Source organism: Posidoniimonas polymericola, assembly GCF_007859935.1.
GTDB lineage: Bacteria > Planctomycetota > Planctomycetia > Pirellulales > Lacipirellulaceae > Posidoniimonas > Posidoniimonas polymericola.
This window is the reverse complement of sequence record NZ_SJPO01000008.1, coordinates 160,226-179,733: the sequence shown is the minus strand read 5'-3', so window position 1 is coordinate 179,733 and position 19,508 is coordinate 160,226. Positions and strand designations below refer to the sequence as shown.

Sequence of the window (19,508 nt, the reverse complement as noted above, 5' to 3'; positions counted from 1 at the left end):
CGGCGGCCGCTTCAATCGGGGCTATAGGCGGCCGCCCCCAATGCGAAACAGGATCTGCACGGGCGTGCAGGGGCCCGAACCGGGGGGCGGCGGGACCCAAGATTGTACGTCGTGGCGGCGGTCGTGACGAGCCGCGGCCCGCACATTCGCGGCGCCAATTAGGGACCGGATCGCCAGATCCGGTCCGTCGGCTGGCTGGTCGCCGCTCGCAGGGCTGCTGCTGGCCGAATTGCTAACAACCGGAGCCGCCCCCGCCGGGGGCGAGGCAACTGGGCAAGACCCGACTAATTCCTGACGGGCTTGCCGTCCTCGTAGGTCTGAGCGATCTCGCGGCCGTCCGCGGTCCACTGCTTCGCGACCCCGTGGCGTTTGCCCTCGCGGAAGGGAATCTCGGCCCGCTTCGATCCGTCCTCGGCCCACTCGACCGCGACGCCGGTCATAACGCCGTTGTCGAAGCTCGCCTCGCGCATCGGATTGCCGTTCTCGTACCACCACTTCCAGGTCCCGCTGCGGACGCCCTCGGTGTAGGCGTGCTCGGTGATGAGGGTCTCGCCGTTGTCGGCGTAGGTCTCCCAGGTGCCGTCCCGCTTGCCGAGCTTGAACGAGCGGCGGGCCTCGAGCGTCCCGTCGGCGCGGTGCACCTCAACCTGACCGTCGGGCAGGCCGTCCTGGAACGTCACCTTCTTGGCGAGCTCGCCGTTGGGACGCCAATAGGTCCACTCGCCGGTCGGCTGGCCGTCGACAAACTGGCCGTCGACAAACTGCTGGCCGTCGCGGTAGTACTCGCGGTAGATGCCGTTGCTCACCAGGCTGTTGTCGGAGTACTTGGTGAGCCCACGCTCAATCTTCGGCTTGCCGTTGTCGTAGGTGTCTCGTTGGACGCTGTTCCCGACAACCTGGGCGGGGACCTCGTCGGCGCTCTCCTCGAGGTAGATCGCCGGGCCGTCGTAGGCCTTGATCTTCAGGTCCGACGAGCCCTGCGACCACGCGACGCCAGCGGCGGACAAGCAGCAGAGAACAGCCAATACGGGCGAGTCAAAACGGGGACGCGTCATGTCTGAACGTTTCCTGGACGGCGAGAGCAAGGTACGAGGAGGGAGGCGCCCCGCCATTTCAGCCGGGCGCTTGCTGCCAGTATGGCGTACGGGCTCCGGGGCGTCCACGTTCGCGCGAAAAGCTGCGGGAGATGCGGTTTGGTCCGATTCTGCCGCCCAACCGCCTACGCACTGCGGCCTAGAGATGCCAGTCCGGCCCCAGCGTGCAGTTCTTCGGGACCACCAGGATGCCGTCGCGGACGACGCAGTTGCGGCCCTCGCCGTAGTCCTCCTGGCCGGTGTCGTTGACCACCTTCAGGCCGGGGGCGATGCGGCAGTTCTTGTCGACAATCGCGCCCTGAATCAGTGTGCCATCGCCCACCCCCAGCGGCGGCTCGCCGGGCGGCAGCGCGGCAAGCTGCGAGGGGGTCTCGTACATGTCGGCGCCCATCAGGATCGAGTCCTTGATCACCGCGTTCTTGCCGATGCGGCACCGCAGCCCGATAACGCTGTTTTCGATTTTCGCCCCCGGCTCGATCACGCAGCCTTCGGCGATCAGGCTCTGGGTGATCTCGGCGCCGTCGCACCGCGTGGGCGGCAGGAACCGGGCGCGTGTGTAGATCGGCGCCGAGGCGTCCGCCAGCGAGAACGGCGAGTCCGCCCGCGCCATCGCCAGGTTGCACTCGTAAAACGAGCGGATCGTGCCGATGTCCTCCCAGTAGCCGTCGAACAGGCTCACCTGGACGTGCCGCTGCTTGATGGCGTTGGGGAAAATCTCCTTGCCGAAGTCCGAAGAATTGCTCTGCTCCAGGGCCTCGACCATGGCGTCGCGGTTCCAGAGGTAGATGCCCATCGACGCCAGGCAGTCGCGGCCGTGGCTCTCGACGCCGCGGGCGTCGATCCAGGCCGGGTCCATGCGGACCTGGTCGAGCTGCTCGGCGGTCTTCGGCTTCTCGACAAAACCAATCACGCGTCCGGTGTCGTCCAGCCGCATGATGCCGAGCGCCGAGGCCTCCGACCGCTCGACCGGCTTGCCGGCGATCGACACGTCCGCGCCGCTCGCCTGGTGCTCGGCCAGCATCTTGGCGAAGTCCATCCGGTAGAGCTGGTCGCCCGACAGGATCAGCACGTAGTCGAAGCCGGGCTGCAGCAGGTAGCGGAGGTTCTTGCGGACCGCGTCGGCCGTGCCCTGGTACCAGTCGAGCGTGGCGTCGGCGTCCATGGTCTGCTGCGCGGCCAGGATCTCGACAAACCCGCCGCCGAAGGCGTCGAACCGGTAGGTGCCACGGATGTGCTGGTGCAGGCTGGCGGTCATGAACTGCGTCAGCACGAACACGTGGTTCAGCCCCGCGTTCAGGCAGTTGCTGATCGGGATGTCGATCAACCGGTACTTGGCCGCCAGCGGGACCGCCGGCTTGCTGCGGTAAGTAGTAAGCGGCTGCAGCCGCGTGCCACGACCACCCCCCAGAACAACGGCTACGACATTTTTCATAGTAGATCGCTAAGCAAAGAAGGCCCAATGTTCGCAAAGAAAAGACCGAGAGCGCCGCCCTGCCCTCTGGGCGTCAACCTAACACAGGTCGCCCTTGCGATACAGAGACAACATGCCTCGCGTACGAAATGCGGATTCTCCGCGCCCGCCGATCCCCTACTTCACCACTAGGTTCACCAACCGCCCAGGCACGTACAACTCCTTCACGATTGACTTCCCGGCGATCAACTCGGCTATCTTCGGATCGGCCTTCGCGGCGGCGAGGGCCTCGTCCTGATTGGCGTCTGCGGAAATGTTGACTTTTGCCCGGACCTTGCCGCTTACCTGCACCGGTATCTCGATCGTGTCCTGCTTGAGCAGCGACTCGTCGAACGCCGGCCACGGCTCGTAGGCGAGCGTTGCGTTGTGGCCCAGGGCGAGCCACATCTCCTCGGCCACGTGCGGCGCGAACGGCGCCAGCAGCAGCACGAACGGCTCCAGGCACGCCCGCGGCCGCGACGACTCCTTGGTGAAGAAGTTGGTGAACTCCATCAGCCGCGCGATCGCCGTGTTGAACGATAGCTTGTCGATGTCCTCGGTGACGGCCTTGATCGTGGCGTGCAGCGTCCGGAGCTGATCGTCGGTCGGCTGGTCGTCGGTCAGCGCCTCGGCGAGTTGCATGGCGTCGCTGCGGTCGTCAATGACGAGTCTCCAGGCCCGGCCCAGGAAGTTTCGCACGCCCGACACGCCGTCCATATTCCACGGCTTGCTGTCGGGGAGCGGGCCCATGAACATCTCGTACAGCCGCAGGCTGTCGGCGCCATACTCGCTCACCACATCGTCGGGGTTGACCACGTTGCCGCGGCTCTTGGACATCTTTTCGTTGTTCTCGCCCAGGATCATGCCCTGGTTGACGAGCTTCTGGAACGGCTCGCGGGTGTGCACCACGCCGCGGTCGAAGAGGACCTTGTGCCAGAACCGGGCGTACAGCAGGTGCAGCACCGCGTGTTCGGCGCCGCCGATGTAGAGGTCGACCGGCATCCACGCCTTCTCGATCTCGGGATCGATCGGCGCCTCGCTGTTCGTCGGGTCGAGGAACCGCAGGTAGTACCAACAGCTGCCGGCCCACTGCGGCATGGTGTTAGTCTCGCGCTTGTACTTCACGCCATCGATGACCGGGTACAGCCACTCCTCGGGCGCCTTGTCCAGCGGCGGCTCGGGCCGGCCGTGCGGCTTGAAGTCGACCAGGTGCGGCAGGTCGACCGGCAGCTCGTCCTCCGGCACCGTGCGGACAATACCGGTGCGTTGTCCGTCATCATCGAGTTGGTGCATCAGCGGGAACGGCTCGCCCCAGAACCGTTGCCGGCTGAACAGCCAGTCGCGGAGCTTGTAGTTGACCGCCTGCTGACCGAGGCCCTTTTCCTCGAGCCAGGCCGTGATCTTCTGCTTGAACTCGGCGGTCGGCGTGCCGTCGAAGTCGCCGGAGTTAATGGCGATGCCCTCGGCCGGGTAGCACAGCTGGCCGGCGAGGATCTTCTCGGCGTCCTCCGGCGGGACGTCGCTCGCGGGCTGCACGACCGCCTTGATCGGGATGTTGTACTTTTCGGCGAACTCGAAGTCCCGCTCGTCGTGCGCCGGCACGGCCATAATGGCGCCGGTGCCGTAGCTGATCAGCACGTAGTCGGCGATCCAGATCGGGATCTGCTCGCCATTCACCGGGTTGATGGCGTAGGAGCCCGTGAACACGCCGGTCTTGTCCTTGGCGAGCTCGGTGCGGTCGAGGTCGCTCTTGAATGAAGCGGCCTTCACGTACTCGTTAACGGCGTCGGCCTGCTCTGCGGTGGTCAGCTTGCCAACCAGCGGGTGCTCGGGCGCGATCACCATGTACGTGGCGCCAAACAGCGTGTCGGGCCGTGTGGTATAGACGCGCAGCACGTCCTCGGCCGGCTTGGCGGGGAAACTCCCCGATGCCGCTGGCGCCTTTGCATCGGCCAGGCGGAAGTCCACTTCAGCGCCGACACTGCGCCCAATCCAGTTGCGCTGCAGCGCCTTCACGCCCTCGGGCCAGTCGAGGTCCTCTAGCTCGCTCTCCAGGCGGTCGCCGTAGGCCGTGATCCGCAGCATCCACTGCCGCAGCGGGCGGCGCTCGACCGGGTGGCCGCCCCGCTCGCTCTTGCCGTCGATCACCTCCTCGTTGGCCAGCACCGTGCCGAGCGCCGGGCACCAGTTGACCGGCGCCTCGCTCTGGTAGGCGAGCCGCTGCTCGTCGACCCACTTGGCGGCGAAGTCCTCGCCCAGCTCCTGCACGTCTCCAGGGATATCGAGCTCGGCGATCGGCCGGCCCTTCTGCTGCTCCTTGTCGAACCAGGTGTCGTAGAGCTGCAGGAAGATCCACTGCGTCCAGCGGAAGTAGTCGACGTCGGTCGTGGCGATCTCGCGGTCCCAGTCGTAGCTGAAGCCGAGCATCTTCAGCTGCCGCCGGAACGTGGCGATGTTCTTCTCGGTCTGCACCCGCGGGTGCTCGCCGGTCTTGATGGCGTGCTCCTCAGCCGGCAGGCCGAACGCGTCGAACCCCATCGGGTGCACCACGCTGACGCCCTGCATCCGCTTCGCGCGGCAGACAATGTCGGTCGCCGTGTACCCCTCCGGGTGCCCCACGTGCAGCCCATCGCCCGACGGGTAGGGGAACATATCCAGCGCGTAAAGCTTGGGCCCGTCCCCCTCCGGCAGCTGCGGCGCAGCAAAGGTCTTTTCCTTGTCCCAGTAGGCTTGCCACTTGGGCTCAATCGTCGCGGGGTTGTAGCGGGGCATGTTGAATCGCAGGAGTGCGGAATTTGTAAGGCAGAGTGCAGTCGCAGGTCGTCCTGGCTGGTTGGAAGCCGAACCGGCGATTCTACCGCCGGAACCCATCAGCGCAAACCGCTCCGCCCATTGACCTTCGGTCGATTCGCCAACTACCATGAGGGGTCGATTTTCGGCCGCGGATGAACACGGATGAGCACCGATCGGTCAGACAAGGGACCGATCTGCGTCCATCCGCGTTCATCTGTGGCTCATTTCTTCTAGCGGCCGAGCGATATCACCGTGGAAAAGACCAAAGTTGGCATTATTGGCCTGGGGACCGTCGGCAGCGGTGTTGCGAAGATCCTGCTGGACCACGGCGACCGCACCGCCCGGCACGCCGGCCGCGTGCTGTGGCTCGAGAAGGCCGCCGTGCGGGACCTCAGCAAGCCCCGCGACTGCGACCTGCCCGACGGGGTGCTGACCGACAGCATCGACGAGGTCATCGACCACCCCGAGATCAAGGTCGTCGCCCAGCTGATGGGGGGCATCGAGCCGGCCCGCTCGGTCATGATCCGGCTGCTGGAGTCGGGCAAGGACGTCGTCACGGCCAACAAGGCCCTGCTGGCCGAGCACGGCCCGGAGCTGTTCGACAAGGCGCGTGAGCTCGGCCGGTCAATCGCATTCGAGGCCTCGGTGGCGGGCGGCATCCCGATCATCGCCAACCTGAGCCAGTGCCTGACCTCCAACCAGGTCACCTCGCTGCACGGCATCCTCAACGGCACCAGCAACTTCATCCTCGACAAGATGCACACCGAGGGCGCCGCCTACTCGGATGTCGTGGCCGAGGCCCAGCGACTCGGCTACGCCGAGGCCGACCCCTCGATGGACGTCGACGGCACCGACGCCGCCCAGAAGCTGGCGATCCTGTGCCAGCTGGCCTTCGGCGCCCGGCTCAACTGGCGGGACATCCCGCGGTCCGGCATCGACACCGTGGACCTGCTCGACGTGAACTACGCCCAGGAGATGGGCTACAAGATCAAGCTGCTGGCGATCGCCGACCTGAAGGAGCACGGCCTCGACTGCGAGGTGAACCCCGCGCTGGTCCGCGCCGGCAGCCCGCTCGGCGAGGTAGGCGGCCCGTTCAACGCGGTGCTGGTCAAGGGCGACGCGGTCGGCCCGCTGTTCTACCACGGCCAGGGGGCGGGCCAGATGCCGACCGCCTCGGCCGTGGCCGCGGATCTGATCGACACCGCCGTCGGACGCACCGCGATCACCTTCCGCACGCTCGGCCTCTGGTCGGACCAGGTGAAGGGGGTCGACCAGGCCGACTTCGCCACTTCGACCGGCAAGCGTTACGTCCGGGCAATGGTCGAGGACAGCCCCGGCGTCCTGGCCAAGGTCACCGAGGCGTTCGGCGCCGAGGGGATCTCGATCGCGTCGATCCTCCAGAAGGAGCCGTTGGAAGGCGACACCGCCGTGCCGCTGGTCGTGATGACCCACCGCGCGAGCGAAGCCGCCACCGACCGCGCCTGCGCCAAGATCGCCGCCCTCGATGCGTGTCGAGGTGAGCCGGTGAAGATGTGGGTCCGGGACTGACGATTGCGGATTTCGGATTGCAGATTTCGGAATGGCAGAAGACTCCGAGGACTACCACGACGACACCGCCCTCCGGTGGTACCTCAACGCCTACTACCCTCATCTCTTCAGCGATGAGGAACGCTGCGTCATCGCAATCGCTGTACTGCGAAACAAGCAGTCACATCGAGAAACTCCAATTGACCATGCAAAAGACGACATTGAGTCATACATCAACGGAAGCGATCGGATACGTCAGATCATCGAAGGTGACATCGAAAGCTATTTAGACGATGCAGCGAGACGGATCATCTCTCAGAAAAGGGAAGATGTGTTCATCAATCGGTGTCCTGCTTGCCAACGTATTGTTCGTACTCCGGTTGCCAAACAATGCCTCTGGTGCGGACACGACTGGCACTAGTTGATTGCACACAATCCGCAATCCGAAATCACCAATCCGAAATCGAATGAAATACCTCATCATCATCCCCGACGGCGCCGCCGATCAGCCGCAGGAGTCGCTCGGTGGTAAGACCCCGCTTGAGGCGGCCGCTACCCCGCACATGGACGCGGTGGTCGCCCAGGGGGTGATCGCCAGCGCGTGCCACACGCCTGACGAGCTGCCGGCCGGGTCGGAGATCGGCAACCTCAGCCTGCTGGGGTACGACCCGTTCGCGCACTTCACCGGCCGCGCGCCGATGGAGGCCGCCGCCCAGCGGATCGCGCTCGGCAAGGGCGACTGGGCCGTCCGCTGCAACCTGGTCACCATCGGCGAAGTCGACGGCGAGCGGGTGATGCAGGACTTCACCGCGGATCACATCTCGACCGAGGAGTCGACCGCCCTGTTCGAGTCGGTACAGGCCGAAATCGCCAGCGACCCGAAGTGGAAAGGCGCGCTCGAGTTCGTGCCCGGCGTCAGCTACCGCAACCTGTTGATCTGGCGGGGGGCGAAGCTCGCCGCGCCGTTTGACAAATCGACCCGCACCGAGGCGCCGCACGACTGGACCGACCTGCCGGTCGCCAATGCCCACCCACGCGGTCCCGGGGCCGATGTGTTGGTCGAGCTGATGGACGCGTGCGCCGACTTGCTGGCCGACCACCCGGTCAACAAGACCCGCATCGCCAACGGCAAGAGCCCGGCCACCAACACCTGGCTGTGGGGCCAGGGGGGCGCACCGTCTCTCGAGCCGTTCGCTCAGAAATTCGGACCCAAGGGCGCGATGATCACGGCGGTCGACCTGCTGCGGGGCATCGCCGCGCTGGTCGGCTGGGACCGGATCGAGGTCGACGGCGCCACCGGCTACCTCGACACCGACTACGCCGCCAAAGGGCGGGCCGCGATCCAGGCATTAAACAAGTACGACATTGTCTGCGTCCACATCGAGGCGCCCGACGAAGCCAGCCACGAGGGCCGCTGCGATGAGAAGGTCAAGGCAATCGAGCAGATCGACCAGCACATCGTCGGCCCGCTGCTCGAAGCGCTAACGAGCCACGGCGACTGGCGGGTGATGATCAGCCCCGACCACCCGACGTTCCTCAGCACCAAGAAGCACACCCACGGCAACGTACCGGTCGCCATGGCCGGCGCCGGCGTCACCCCCGACGCATGCCAGGCCTACGGCGACACAAACGCCGCGGCCAGCGAGCTGACGTTCGACAAGGGGTGGGACGCGATGCGGTGGTTCATCGGCGAATAAAAAAACCGCCAAGACGCCAAGTCGCCAAGGGAAGCGAGTTCTATGCGAGAGCCCGATGCAGAACTCGACCAACTGGCGGCGGAAGTCGTCGACGCGGCCTTGGAGGTACACAAGATCCTCGGCCCCGGGTTCCTTGAGTCAACCTACGAAGAAGCCCTCTGTATTGAACTGGAATTGCGAGGCGTGGCGTTCGAACGCCAGAAACCCGTTGCACTACGGTACAAGGGGCGCCCCGTCGGAGATGCCCGGCTCGATTTGCTCGTCGGTGAGCGATTGGTCGTCGAGCTGAAAGCGACTGAAGCGCTGCACCCTATCCACCACGCGAAGGTCATCAACTACCTGAAGGCGACCGAGCTTGAGCTCGGGCTACTAATCAATTTTCACGTCGTCTTGCTGAAAGACGGCATTAAGCGAGTTGTCTTAACCTAACGGAAACCAACTTGGCGTCTTGGCGTCTTGGCGGTCCCCATCAACAACCGTTCCACTAGCAACCATGTCCCTAATCGTTCAGAAATTTGGCGGCACCAGTGTGGCCGACGCCGAGAAGATCCGCGCGGCGGCCCGTCGCGCTCTCCGCGCCCAGCAGCAGGGCGCCCAGGTGGTGATGGTCGTCAGCGCGATGGGCAAGAACACTGACATCCTGGTGGACCTCGCGGGCCAGGTGTGCGACGACCCCTCGCCGCGTGAGATGGACATGCTGCTGTCGACCGGTGAGCAGGTCTCCGTGGCGTTGGTGGCGATGGCCATCCACGACCTCGGCGGCAAGGCGGTCAGCCTGACCGGCGGCCAGATCGGCGTCCTGACCGACAGCTCGCACACCCGGGCGCGGATCCAATCGATCGACACCAGCCGGATGCGGAGACTGCTGGACGAGGGCAACATCGTCATCGCGGCCGGCTTCCAGGGGGTCGACCAGGAGCTGAACATCACCACGCTGGGCCGCGGCGGCAGCGACACCTCGGCCGTGGCATTGGCGGCGGTCCTCGGCGCCGACATGTGCGAGATCTACACCGACGTCGACGGCGTGTTTACGACCGACCCGCGGCTGGTCGCTTCGGCCCGCAAGATGATGCAGGTCAGCCACGACGAGATGCTCGAGCTCGCCAGCCTTGGCGCCGGCGTGATGCACAGCCGCTCGATCGAGTTCGGCAAAAAGTTCCACGTGCCGATTCACGTCCGCAACTCCGGCGTGTTTACCGACGAGCCCGGCACCATCATCGGACCCATCAGCGAGTCCGACGACCGCCCCGTCAGCGGCTGTGCGCTCACCAAGGAAGAGGCCCGCATCACGATCGAGGGCGTGCCCGACGAGCCGGGGGCCAGCCTCAACATCTTCCGCCGACTGGCCGACCTCAACATCACGGTTGACATGATCCTGCAGACCCCCGGCAGTGAGGGGAAGGCGAGCATCTCGTTCACGGTTGTGCAGGGCGACCTCGCTCGGGCGTTGGCCGCCGTGCGTGACGCGGCCGCCGAGCTCGGCGCCGGCCCGATCTCGCATGACGAAACGGTCTGCAAGGTCTCGGTGGTGGGACTCGGCATGGCGACCCAATCGGGCGTTGCCGACCGGATGTTCCGCGCGCTCGCGGAGTCCAATATCAACATCCAGGCCATCACCACCAGCGAGATCAAGGTGAGCTGCCTGGTGAAGCGGGAGCAGGGCCTTGAGGCGCTGCGCGCGGTGCACGGCGAGTTCGAACTCGACCGCGCGCCCGCCAAGATCGTGCCGTTCGAGGCCTCGCAGAAGGTCTCGCAGGCAGCCGACCTTGCGGCCGTAGTCAGCGGGCTGCAGGCGATGGAGGACCTGACCGTGCAGGGCTGCGAGCTCGACGACTCGCAGGCGTTGATCACGATGTCGCACGTCCCCGACCAACCGGGCATCTCGGCCGACATCTTCGAGGGGGTCGCCGCCGAGGGAATCATTGTCGACATGATCGTCCAGGGCGTCGGCGCCGACGGCAAGACGACCGTCAGCTTCACCGTGCCCGCCAGCGAGATCGACAGCGCCCGCAAGGTGGTCGAAGAGCTCAGCTCAAAGCTGGGCGGCGACGTTACCGCATCCGAAACCGTGGCGATCCTGTCGGTCAACGGCGTGGGGATCCGCAGCCACACTGGGGTCAGCACCCGGATGTTCCGCGCCCTCAGCGAGTCCGGGATTAACGTCGAGTTGATCTCGACTAGCGAAGTCAAAGTGAACGTGGTGGTCGCCCGCGAGCAGGGCGATTCCGGCCTGAGGGCGCTCAAGGCAGCGTTTGCGGACGTGGTGAAGTAGCCAAGAACACCCATTCGGGTGGGTATTGTCGCTAAAATGCGGACTACCGGTAAACTTTCTGTTGATCCGAATCCGCACAGCGGTCACACTAGACTACGCTGCGTCCCCATTCTAACACCGAGCAGACAGTTCATTGGCGCGGCGACCTGCCTAGATTTCCCACCAGAGAAGCACCCATGGCGATCCAAAAACCCCTCCTGGCCGGCCTCGTTGCGTCGTTGCTCATGGCGCAGTGCGCTTTTGCTGACCTCGTTACCGCTTCGTTCAACACCAAGACCGGCTCGGCGTCGGGGGCGTTCTACTCGCTCACGGTGCCAGTCAGCCAAAGTGGCGTCACGTTCGACGCGACGCTAAGCGTCATCGGCTCGGGCAACATCCACACCTCTACCGCCGGGCTCGGCGTTGTAGGCAATGGCCCGAACGCGGTGTCGAACGGCGAGTTCCTGTACCTGTCGATGAGCGTCGCGAACGTGGTCGGCGGCACGGCGTCGTTCGACGGCTTCAAGACCGCCAGCCTCACCAGCTCGGGCGTGAATGACACGGTCGTGTTCAGCCTCGACCCCATCATCCCGACTACCGGCGACAACTTTTACACGGGCACTAACAGCCAGGCGGCTCCGATCAATATTGACAGCCTCACCGGCGGGAACCTGCCCCAGTCGTTCTTCGCCATCGCCGCGCCGATCACCCCCGGCGACGGCGGTAACGCCTTCCGCCTCGGCGGAGTCATCGGCCAGTTCACGGTGGCTGCGGTGCCCGAACCGACCGCGTTCCTGTTTGGCAGCCTGGTCGCGGGCAGCGTCGGCATGGTCGTCGCCCGTCGCCGCAGAGCTCGCAAGTAGGCAGCAGCTGTCACAGCCTGCCACGAAAACCATCTAGCCGCCCGCATCACCGATGCGGGCGGCTTTTTTTGTGCCCCCCACCAGAAGTCAGAATGCTCTGCGCAATCGGTTGCTTGATGCCGACAAGCACGGTCGGTTATCAAGGAGCCGTAAACGAGGCGGCGACAACATCGATGCAGGACCCAAGGGCATGATGCGTTTAACTACCGCCGCTACCATAGCGCTGCTGATAGCGAATTTGACGCCCTGCTGCTCGGCCGAAGACGGCCCCGCCACGCTGATTGTCGTCGGCGGGCCGGTGTGGACCGCCGATCCTGCTCGCCCCACCGCCGAGGCGGTCGCCGTCCGGGGCAACAAGATCGTGGCAGTCGGCAGTCGAGCCGATGTCGAGGCGCTCGCGGACCAATCGACGCGCGTCGTCGATGCCGGTGGCGGCCTCGTCATCCCGGGCTGCATCGACTCGCACGTCCACGTGTTCACCGGCGGCAGCAACCTCAGCGGTGTGCAGCTCCGCGACGCCGACTCACGCGAGCTGTTTGTCCGCCGGATTGCGGAGCACGCCGCCACGCTCCCTGCCGGGGAGTGGATCACCGGCGGCGACTGGGACCACACCCTGTGGGGCGGTGAACTCCCCGACCGGGAGTGGATCGACGAAGCCGCCGGCGACCACCCGGTCTGGATCAAACGGCTCGACGGCCACATGGGCCTGGCCAGCTCGCTGACCCTGAAGATGGCCGGCGTCGACGACCAGACCGAAGCCCCCGACGGGGGCGCCATTGAACGCGACGCCTCGGGCCGCGTCACGGGCCTGCTGCGCGACAACGCCATGGGACTCATCGGCGGCGTGCTCCCACAGCCGTCGGCCGAGACCATGCTGCGGCACCTCGACGCCGCCACCGACTACATGCTCGAGCGTGGCGTGACCTCAATCTGCCAGATGGGCTCGCTCCGCGACCTCACGGCCCTGCGGGCGGCGCGTTCCGGCGGCCGGTTGCGGATGCGCGTCCGGGCGTACACGCCGCTGGAGCGCTGGGAGCTGCTCCAACGCGACGTCCAGGAGAACGGCCCCGGCGACGACTGGCTGCGGATCAACGGCCTGAAGGGGTTCGTCGACGGCTCGCTCGGCTCCCACACGGCGGCGATGCTCGAGCCGTTCGACGACAAACCGTCCGACCGGGGCCTGCTGGTGAATCGCCCCGAGGACCTGCTGGCCTGGACCCGCGGCGCGGACCGGGCTGGCTTGCAGGTGGTGGTCCACGCGATCGGCGACCGCGCGAACCGAATCCAGCTCGACATCTTCGAGCAGGTCGCGCGGGAGAACGGCCCCCGCGACCGGCGGTTCCGCATCGAGCACGCCCAGCACCCGCACGCGGACGACATCCCGCGGTTCGGCGGGTTGGGCGTGATCGCCAGCATGCAGCCCTACCACGCCATCGACGACGGCCGCTGGGCCGAGCCGCTGATCGGCGTCAACCGCTGCCGCACGACCTACGCGTTCCGCAGCCTGCTCGACACGGGCGCCAAGCTCGCCTTCGGGAGCGACTGGTTCGTGGCGCCCGCCTCGGTGGCGATGGGGCTCGAGGCCGCGGTCAACCGGCGGACACTCGACGGCAAGAACCCGGACGGCTGGTACCCGGAGCAGCGGATCTCGCTCGACGAGGCGCTGCGGGCCTACACCGCCGACGCGGCGTACGCGATGTTCGACGAGGACAAGCTCGGCATGCTGAGCCCCGGCAGGCTGGCCGACATCGTGGTGTTTGACGTCGACCCCCGCGAGGCGCCAGCCAAGGTCAGCGAGGCCCAGGTGGGGGTGACGATCGTCGACGGTCGGGTAGTGTACGAAGCGCAACGCTAAGTAGCGTGCGACGCGACTACCACGGCTCTTCCATCAGCCCGACGATCTGCTCGGCCAGCCTGTGGATGGCGGCCTGCTGCTGCGAGGCCACCGTCTGGCCCGCGGCCGGGATCAGCAGCGAAGACTCCTGCACCTCGGTCAGGCCGCCCGGCAGCGGCATCGACTGGGAGGGCATGATCGGCAGCCGGCGGCGGTTGATCCACGAGACCTCCGCGGACAGCTCGTTCTCGAGGTACCGCGCCTGATCCAGCCCGTCCTCGGCCACGACACGGCGGGCGTCGGGGCGGAGCCTGATGGTCAGCACGCTGTCGGCCGACGGGTCGCCGACGACCTTGAACGGGGTCTTCTGCTCGATCTCCTTGCAGACGGCCTCGGTCAGCCGCTCGCCGAGGTCGCGGCGGAAGCTTTCCGACTCGATCATCGGAACGTAAACGGTGTGCACGTCGGGGGCGTAGAGCGATCCCGAGCCGGCCTGGTAGTTCGCGCAGCCCGCGACCGCGAGCAAGCAGAAGCCGACGAGCATCGGCCGCCGGGCTGTCTGTCGGTGTTTAGCGCCAACCATATTCGGACTCTGAACTAGGGAAACGGCCCTCCGAGCCAAGTCACGCCCGGCCGAGGCGATTCCGTTTGCTTCGCTCGGGTCGGCGAATCGGGGAGGCGCCTACTTGGTGGTCGCGTCCCCCGGCGCCTCGGCGACGCGGGTCTCGGCGTCGCGGCGGAGCTCGGGGATCTGGTTGACGATCGATCGCTCCCTGCTTTCCGGGAACAGGTCGACCAGCCAGCTCATCGGCTTCTCGGGCCTGGCGGGCTCGCCGCCGATCTCCGCGAGGCGTTCCCGCGCCTGCTGCGCTACCGGTGAAGAACCGTAGTTCTGGGCGATCCGGCCGTAGTACTGCCGGGCCGCGCCGTAGTGTGAGGTCTTGTCGTAGTACTGCGCCATGCGGAGGTCGCGTTCCTCGGTCGCCTTGGCGACCTCGGCCTGGGCGCTGCGGAGGCGATCCTTCTCCTCGTCGGTCAGGCGACCGGCGAACTGCGTGCGGATCTGCTTCAGCAGCACCTTGGCCTCGTCGAGCACGGCGCCGTCGTAGTCGGCGCCCTGGTACTTGCGGAGCTTGGCCTGCAGGCCGAGCACGTGGGCGTTGAACTGGTGCTCGCTGCGCGGGTACTCCTTCCGCAGCAGCGAGTACTGGTAGTCGGCGTCGCCGTAGCGCTCCTGGCGGAAGTAGATGCTGGCGGTCGCCATGATGGCGTCGTCTGCCCAGGGCCCGGTCGGGTCGTTCAGCCGGATGCTGTCGTAGGTCTTGATCGCCTGGCCGATGGTGTCGAACGTGGGGCGGGTGCCGTCCAGCAGGTTGGGACGCAGACGCGCCGTCTTGTTGTAGTCGAAGTAGTGCTTCTCCCAGTACTGCGCGATCACCCACTGGCGGCCGATCAGCGTGTTCAGGTTCCGCGTGTTGGGGTGCTTGCTAACCAGGCCGTTGAAGGTGTCGCGGGCCTTGAGGTACTTGTCCTGCCAGAAGTAGCACTCGCCGAGCATGAACAACGCCTCGGCCTCGACAGTCGACCCGGCGGCGTAGTCGGCGGCCGACTCGAAGCGGCTGGCGGCCTTGCCGTACTCCTGCTGCTGGAACAACGTCTTGCCCTCGGCAAGCATCTGCCCCGCGACGCCCTGGTCGGCGCCGCGGCCGACCGCCTCCTTGAGGTTCTTGATGTGCGTCTTGGGGTCGAGGCCCGGCAGCAGACCGACCGGCTCGTCTTCGTCGACCAGCGAGTCGATCACCTCGTCGGCCGGCGCGTCCATCGGGCGGCCCTTGGCGTCGTAGTAGCCGTCGTAGCCGGGCACCTGGTATCCCTTGCCCGGCGTCATGACGGCGGACTTCTTGTGCTGCTTCCACCACTCCTCGGTCCCCGGTCCCGTGCGGCCCGACGCCGGCGCATCACCGCCGCCGCCAAAAAACGGCCAGTCGATCGCGTGGGCGGCGGGGGGAGCGCAGCACAACGAGGCGAGCGCAATCGCGGCGGCGGACGCCAGCGGGAGCAACGTTTTCAGGCGGTGACGCATTCGAATCCCTTGTTTGATCTCGGGCCTGGCTGGCCGCGTACGCCTGCCGGGGCCCAGTTGGGGGTCGCGGAGACTAGGAGTTTCTCGCCGCTGGCGTCAAGGGCGACTGGCCCCGCCCCGCCGCCGCCGGCCGGCAGAGGGACCTTGCAATCGACGGCCGAGCGGCTCATCTTACCCAGACCCCCCGGCCGCCCGATCGGCGGGCTATACTTGCTACCACCCGCCCTCCCAGTGCAGCCCCTGGCGCCTGGCTGCATCATGCCTTCCTGCGAGACACCGCTCTGATGACGAGACTCCCGCTTACCGTTTCTCTGTCGACCATCGCCCTCATCCTCGCGTGCGCCGCTGGCGCCGCGGCCGCCGAAGAGCTCTGCGTCTGCCGCTACTGTCAGGGGGCGGCGCAGCTCGGGCCGGAGCCCGGCGCCACCACGGATGCCAGGCACTATGCGCCGGACCGGGTCATTGACGTGCTGAACATTAAGATCAACGTCACCCCCGATTTCGAAACCCACACCATCGCGGGCGAGACCACCCTCACCTTCAAACCGATCAGCCGCCCGGTAGACGAGGTCATCCTCGACGCGGTCGACCTGCGGGTGACCAGCGTCACCGCGTCGCAGGAGATCAAGGACTGGGTCAACGACGGCGAGCACCTGACGATCTTGTTCGCCGCGCCGCTGAAGCTCGACCGCGAGGCCGAGGTAGTAGTCAAGTACACGGCCGAGCCGGACAAGGGCCTCTACTTCCGCACGGCGAAGGACGGCTACCCCGCCGGGGACACGCACCTGTGGACCCAGGGCGAGCCGCACGAGGCGCGGCACTGGTTCCCCAACTTCGACTACCCCAACGAGAAGTCGACCAGCGAGGTCATCTGCCACGTGCCGAGCGAGATGACCGTGTTGTCGAACGGCAGCCTGGTCTCAACCGACGAGGCCGACGGTCAGAAGACCGTCCACTGGAAGCAGGACCTGCCGCACGCCAGCTACCTGATCTGCCTGGCCGCCGGCAAGTTCGCCGAGCTGACCGACCAGGCGGGCGACATCCCGCTCGGTTTCTACACACAGCCCTCGCTGGCCGAGCACGCTAAAAACTCGTTCGCCGACACCGCCAAGATCATGGAGTTCTACCAGCAAGAGATCGGCGTGCCGTACCCCTGGGCCAAGTACTACCAGGTCACCGGCCGCGACTTCATCGCTGGCGGCATGGAGAACACCACGCTGACCGTGCTGACCGAACGCACCATCTACTCCGACGAGACCGAGAACCTCCGCTCCAGCCGCAACCTCGACGCGCACGAGATGGCCCACCAGTGGTTTGGCGACTACGTCACGTGCGAGGACTGGGCCAACCTGTGGCTCAACGAGGGCTTCGCGACCTTTTACACCCACCTGTACGACGCCCACAAGCTGGGCCGCGACGAGATGCTGTACCGCCTGTACAACGACGCCACCCGCGCCATCCTTACCAAGGACAAGGACACCCGGCCCATCGTCTACCGCGGCTACAAGGCGGCCTGGGACCAGTTCGACTTCCGCGCCTACCCCAAGGGCGCCTGGGTGCTGCACATGCTCCGCAGCCAGCTCGGCAAGGACCTCTACCGCCAGGCGATCAAGAACTACCTCGAGAAGCACGCCTTCACCAGCGTTACCACGCCCGACTTGATGGCCGAGCTCGAGGACGTGTCGGGCAGGTCGCTCGACCGCTTTTTCGACCAGTGGGTCTACCACGGCGGCTTCCCGGTATTGAAGGTCAGCTACAAGTGGCTGCCCAAGGAGGGCCTGGCCAAGGTGAGCGTCAAGCAGACCCAAGAGGTCAACAACGACGTGCTGCTGTTCCACCTCCCGACCAAGCTCCGCTTCGCCGTTGACGGCAAGAACATCGACCACGCGATCACGGTCGACCAGAAGGAACAGGACTTCTACGTGCCGCTCCCTGGCAAGCCGTCGATCGTCCGGTTCGACCCCGAACTCACCGTGCTCGCCAAGGTTGAGTTCGACAAGCCGCAGGAGATGCTCGAGGAGCAGCTCAAGAACGAGCAGGACGTCGTCGGCCGGTTGCTGGCGGTCGCGGCCCTCAAGAAAAAGAAGGACGCCAAGTCGCTCGAGGCCCTCAAGACGGCCCTCAACTCCGACCCGTTCTACGGCGTCCGACTGGCGGCCGCCGACGCCCTGTCCGACCGCGAGTCCGACGAGGCGTACGAGGCCCTGGCCGCCTCGCTCAATCAGGAGGACGCCCGCGTCCGCAAGGAGGTCATTGAGTCGATCGGCAAGTTCTACCGCGCCGAGGCGCTCGAGCAGCTCAGCAAGGTCGTGTCCGAAGAAAAGAACCCCGACATCGCCGCGTCGGCGGTACGTTCGCTCAGCGCGTACACCGACCCCGCCGCACTCGACGCGATCCGCGGTGCGATGGGCAAGGAGAGCTTCCAGAACGTGCTGGCCGAGGCCGCCATCGCCGCCGCCGCCCGCACCGCCGACCCGACGCTGACGCCCGCGGTGATGCGGACCCTCAGCGCCCGCCGCCAGGACTTCACCGACCGCGGCATGGCCGAGTCGCTGCAGGCGCTCGGCAAGCTGGCCAAGGACACCGAGCACGCCCCCGCCGCCCGGAAGGTGATCGTCGGCTACCTGAACGACCCGTCGAGCAAGGTCCAGACCGGAGCGGTCGAGGCCCTTGGCGAGCTGGGCGACCGCCGCTCGATCGCCGCGCTGCGGACCTACAGCAGCCGCGAAGACCGCCTCGGCCGGGCGGCCAAGCAGGCGATCGAGAAGATCGAAAAGGACGCCCCCAGCGCCCCGAAGGAGGTCTCCGAGCTGCGGAAGCTGGTGCGGGAGCTCGGGGAGCAGCAGGAGAAGATGGCCGACCAGCTCAAGGAGCTCAAGGGCAAGAACGACGCGGACGCCGCCACGGGCGACGACGAGAAGAAGGAGCCCGAGAAATAGCCGCCGCATTCACACTCCGCTAACACGGGGCGGCTAGACTCGGACGCGTCTGCGTCCCGAGAACACCCCGATGTGAGGAGTCCGAAGTGCCGCGGGTCTTACACCGTCCGAGCGCGAGCCCCTTTGCCGCGTTCTTGTGCCTGCCGTTGGTCGTGGGGGGAGTCCCCGCGGCCGCCGATGACAACGCCACCAAGGCCGACTACGACCTTAAGCAGGTCGCCCGTTTCGCCGCGACCGAAGCGGTCCAGGCGGTCGCCGTCGACGAGTCACACTTCTACGCCATCGCCAACTCGGCGATCGGCAAGTACGACAAGCGGTCGGGCGCGCCGGTCCGCCGCTGGGCCGCCACCGACGAGCTGCCGCTGCGGCACCTCAACTCGGGCGTCGTCCGCGACGGGCGGCTGTACTGCGCGCACTCGAACTTCCCTAAGTTCCCGGAAACGAGCTCGCTCGAGGTGTTCGACGCCGCGACCCTCGAGCACGTCGACTCGCACAGCTTCGGCATCTACGAGGGCTCGCTCACCCTGGTCGACCGGCACGACGGCGCCTGGTGGGCCGTGTTCGCGCACTACTCAGAAAAGGTCAACGACGACCCGCTCGCCAAGCCGCACACCTACACCTCGCTCGTCAAGTTCGACGAGCACTGGCGCCGCACGGCGGGGTGGGTCTTCCCCTCCGAGGTGCTCGACCGCTTTGCGCCGCACAGCTGCTCCGGCGGCGGCTGGTCCCCCGACGGGCGGCTCTTTGCGACCGGGCACGACCGCGGCGAGCTGTACGAGCTGGCTCTGCCGCGCTGCGGGTCGACCCTCAAGCTGAAGCAAACCCTGTCACTCGGGATCACCGGCCAGGGGATCGCCTGGGACCGGAGCACGCCCGGCGTGATGTACGGCATCAGCCGGCCGACGCAAGAAGTCACGGCCTGGCGGCTGGCTGACTGAGCTATCGCATCCGTTTGGCTAGAGGCAATAGACACCGTA

14 protein-coding genes are annotated in these 19,508 nt (G+C 66.4%); 9 read left to right on the top strand and 5 right to left on the bottom strand.

What is annotated here, in order from left to right:
• Positions 1-284: 284 nt before the first annotated feature.
• The 3 genes from Pla123a_RS16775 to leuS form a co-directional block, all read right to left on the bottom strand.
• A complete protein-coding gene (locus Pla123a_RS16775; RefSeq protein WP_197528055.1) occupies positions 285-1,055 on the bottom strand; it encodes a toxin-antitoxin system YwqK family antitoxin in 771 nt (256 codons plus the stop codon).
• A gap of 178 nt (positions 1,056-1,233) precedes the next feature.
• Positions 1,234-2,526 carry a glucose-1-phosphate adenylyltransferase gene (locus Pla123a_RS16770; RefSeq protein WP_146589056.1) on the bottom strand — a complete coding sequence of 431 codons (1,293 nt, stop codon included), beginning with the start codon at positions 2,524-2,526 and terminating at the stop codon, positions 1,234-1,236.
• 156 nt (positions 2,527-2,682) lie between these two features.
• On the bottom strand, positions 2,683-5,316 hold the full coding sequence (gene leuS, locus Pla123a_RS16765) for a leucine--tRNA ligase (RefSeq protein WP_146589054.1): 2,634 nt from the start codon (positions 5,314-5,316) through the stop codon (positions 2,683-2,685).
• 273 nt (positions 5,317-5,589) lie between these two features.
• Between leuS and Pla123a_RS16760 the strand changes: the two genes are divergently transcribed.
• The 7 genes from Pla123a_RS16760 (at position 5,590) to Pla123a_RS16730 (ending at position 13,530) form a co-directional block, all read left to right on the top strand.
• Positions 5,590-6,885, top strand: a complete 1,296-nt coding sequence (locus Pla123a_RS16760; RefSeq protein ID WP_146589052.1) for a homoserine dehydrogenase — start codon at positions 5,590-5,592, stop codon at positions 6,883-6,885.
• Between the two features lie 31 nt (positions 6,886-6,916).
• On the top strand, positions 6,917-7,285 hold the full coding sequence (locus Pla123a_RS16755) for a hypothetical protein (RefSeq protein WP_146589050.1): 369 nt from the start codon (positions 6,917-6,919) through the stop codon (positions 7,283-7,285).
• 46 nt (positions 7,286-7,331) lie between these two features.
• Positions 7,332-8,561, top strand: coding sequence for a cofactor-independent phosphoglycerate mutase (locus Pla123a_RS16750; protein WP_146589048.1), 1,230 nt, complete (start codon positions 7,332-7,334; stop codon positions 8,559-8,561).
• A 42-nt stretch (positions 8,562-8,603) separates the two neighbouring features.
• Positions 8,604-8,990 carry a GxxExxY protein gene (locus tag Pla123a_RS16745; RefSeq protein ID WP_146589046.1) on the top strand — a complete coding sequence of 129 codons (387 nt, stop codon included), beginning with the start codon at positions 8,604-8,606 and terminating at the stop codon, positions 8,988-8,990.
• 64 nt (positions 8,991-9,054) lie between these two features.
• Complete coding sequence (locus tag Pla123a_RS16740; protein ID WP_146589043.1) at positions 9,055-10,833, top strand: aspartate kinase; 1,779 nt, start codon at positions 9,055-9,057, stop codon at positions 10,831-10,833.
• 176 nt (positions 10,834-11,009) lie between these two features.
• On the top strand, positions 11,010-11,675 hold the full coding sequence (locus Pla123a_RS16735; protein WP_146589041.1) for a hypothetical protein: 666 nt from the start codon (positions 11,010-11,012) through the stop codon (positions 11,673-11,675).
• A gap of 190 nt (positions 11,676-11,865) precedes the next feature.
• Complete coding sequence (locus Pla123a_RS16730) at positions 11,866-13,530, top strand: amidohydrolase (protein WP_197528054.1); 1,665 nt, start codon at positions 11,866-11,868, stop codon at positions 13,528-13,530.
• 16 nt (positions 13,531-13,546) lie between these two features.
• On the opposite strand, the gene lptE is transcribed toward Pla123a_RS16730, so the two are convergent.
• Together lptE and Pla123a_RS16720 are read right to left on the bottom strand one after the other, a co-directional pair.
• Positions 13,547-14,092 carry an LPS assembly lipoprotein LptE gene (lptE, locus tag Pla123a_RS16725; protein WP_146589039.1) on the bottom strand — a complete coding sequence of 182 codons (546 nt, stop codon included), beginning with the start codon at positions 14,090-14,092 and terminating at the stop codon, positions 13,547-13,549.
• Positions 14,093-14,191: 99 nt separating this feature from the next.
• Complete coding sequence (locus tag Pla123a_RS16720; protein ID WP_146589037.1) at positions 14,192-15,592, bottom strand: tetratricopeptide repeat protein; 1,401 nt, start codon at positions 15,590-15,592, stop codon at positions 14,192-14,194.
• A 284-nt stretch (positions 15,593-15,876) separates the two neighbouring features.
• Here Pla123a_RS16720 and Pla123a_RS16715 point away from each other — a divergent pair, with 284 nt between their 5' ends.
• Together Pla123a_RS16715 and Pla123a_RS16710 are read left to right on the top strand one after the other, a co-directional pair.
• Positions 15,877-18,531 (top strand): M1 family aminopeptidase, encoded by a 2,655-nt coding sequence (locus tag Pla123a_RS16715; RefSeq protein ID WP_146589035.1) that lies wholly within the window; start codon positions 15,877-15,879, stop codon positions 18,529-18,531.
• 86 nt (positions 18,532-18,617) lie between these two features.
• Complete coding sequence (locus tag Pla123a_RS16710; protein WP_146589033.1) at positions 18,618-19,469, top strand: hypothetical protein; 852 nt, start codon at positions 18,618-18,620, stop codon at positions 19,467-19,469.
• Positions 19,470-19,508: the final 39 nt, after the last annotated feature.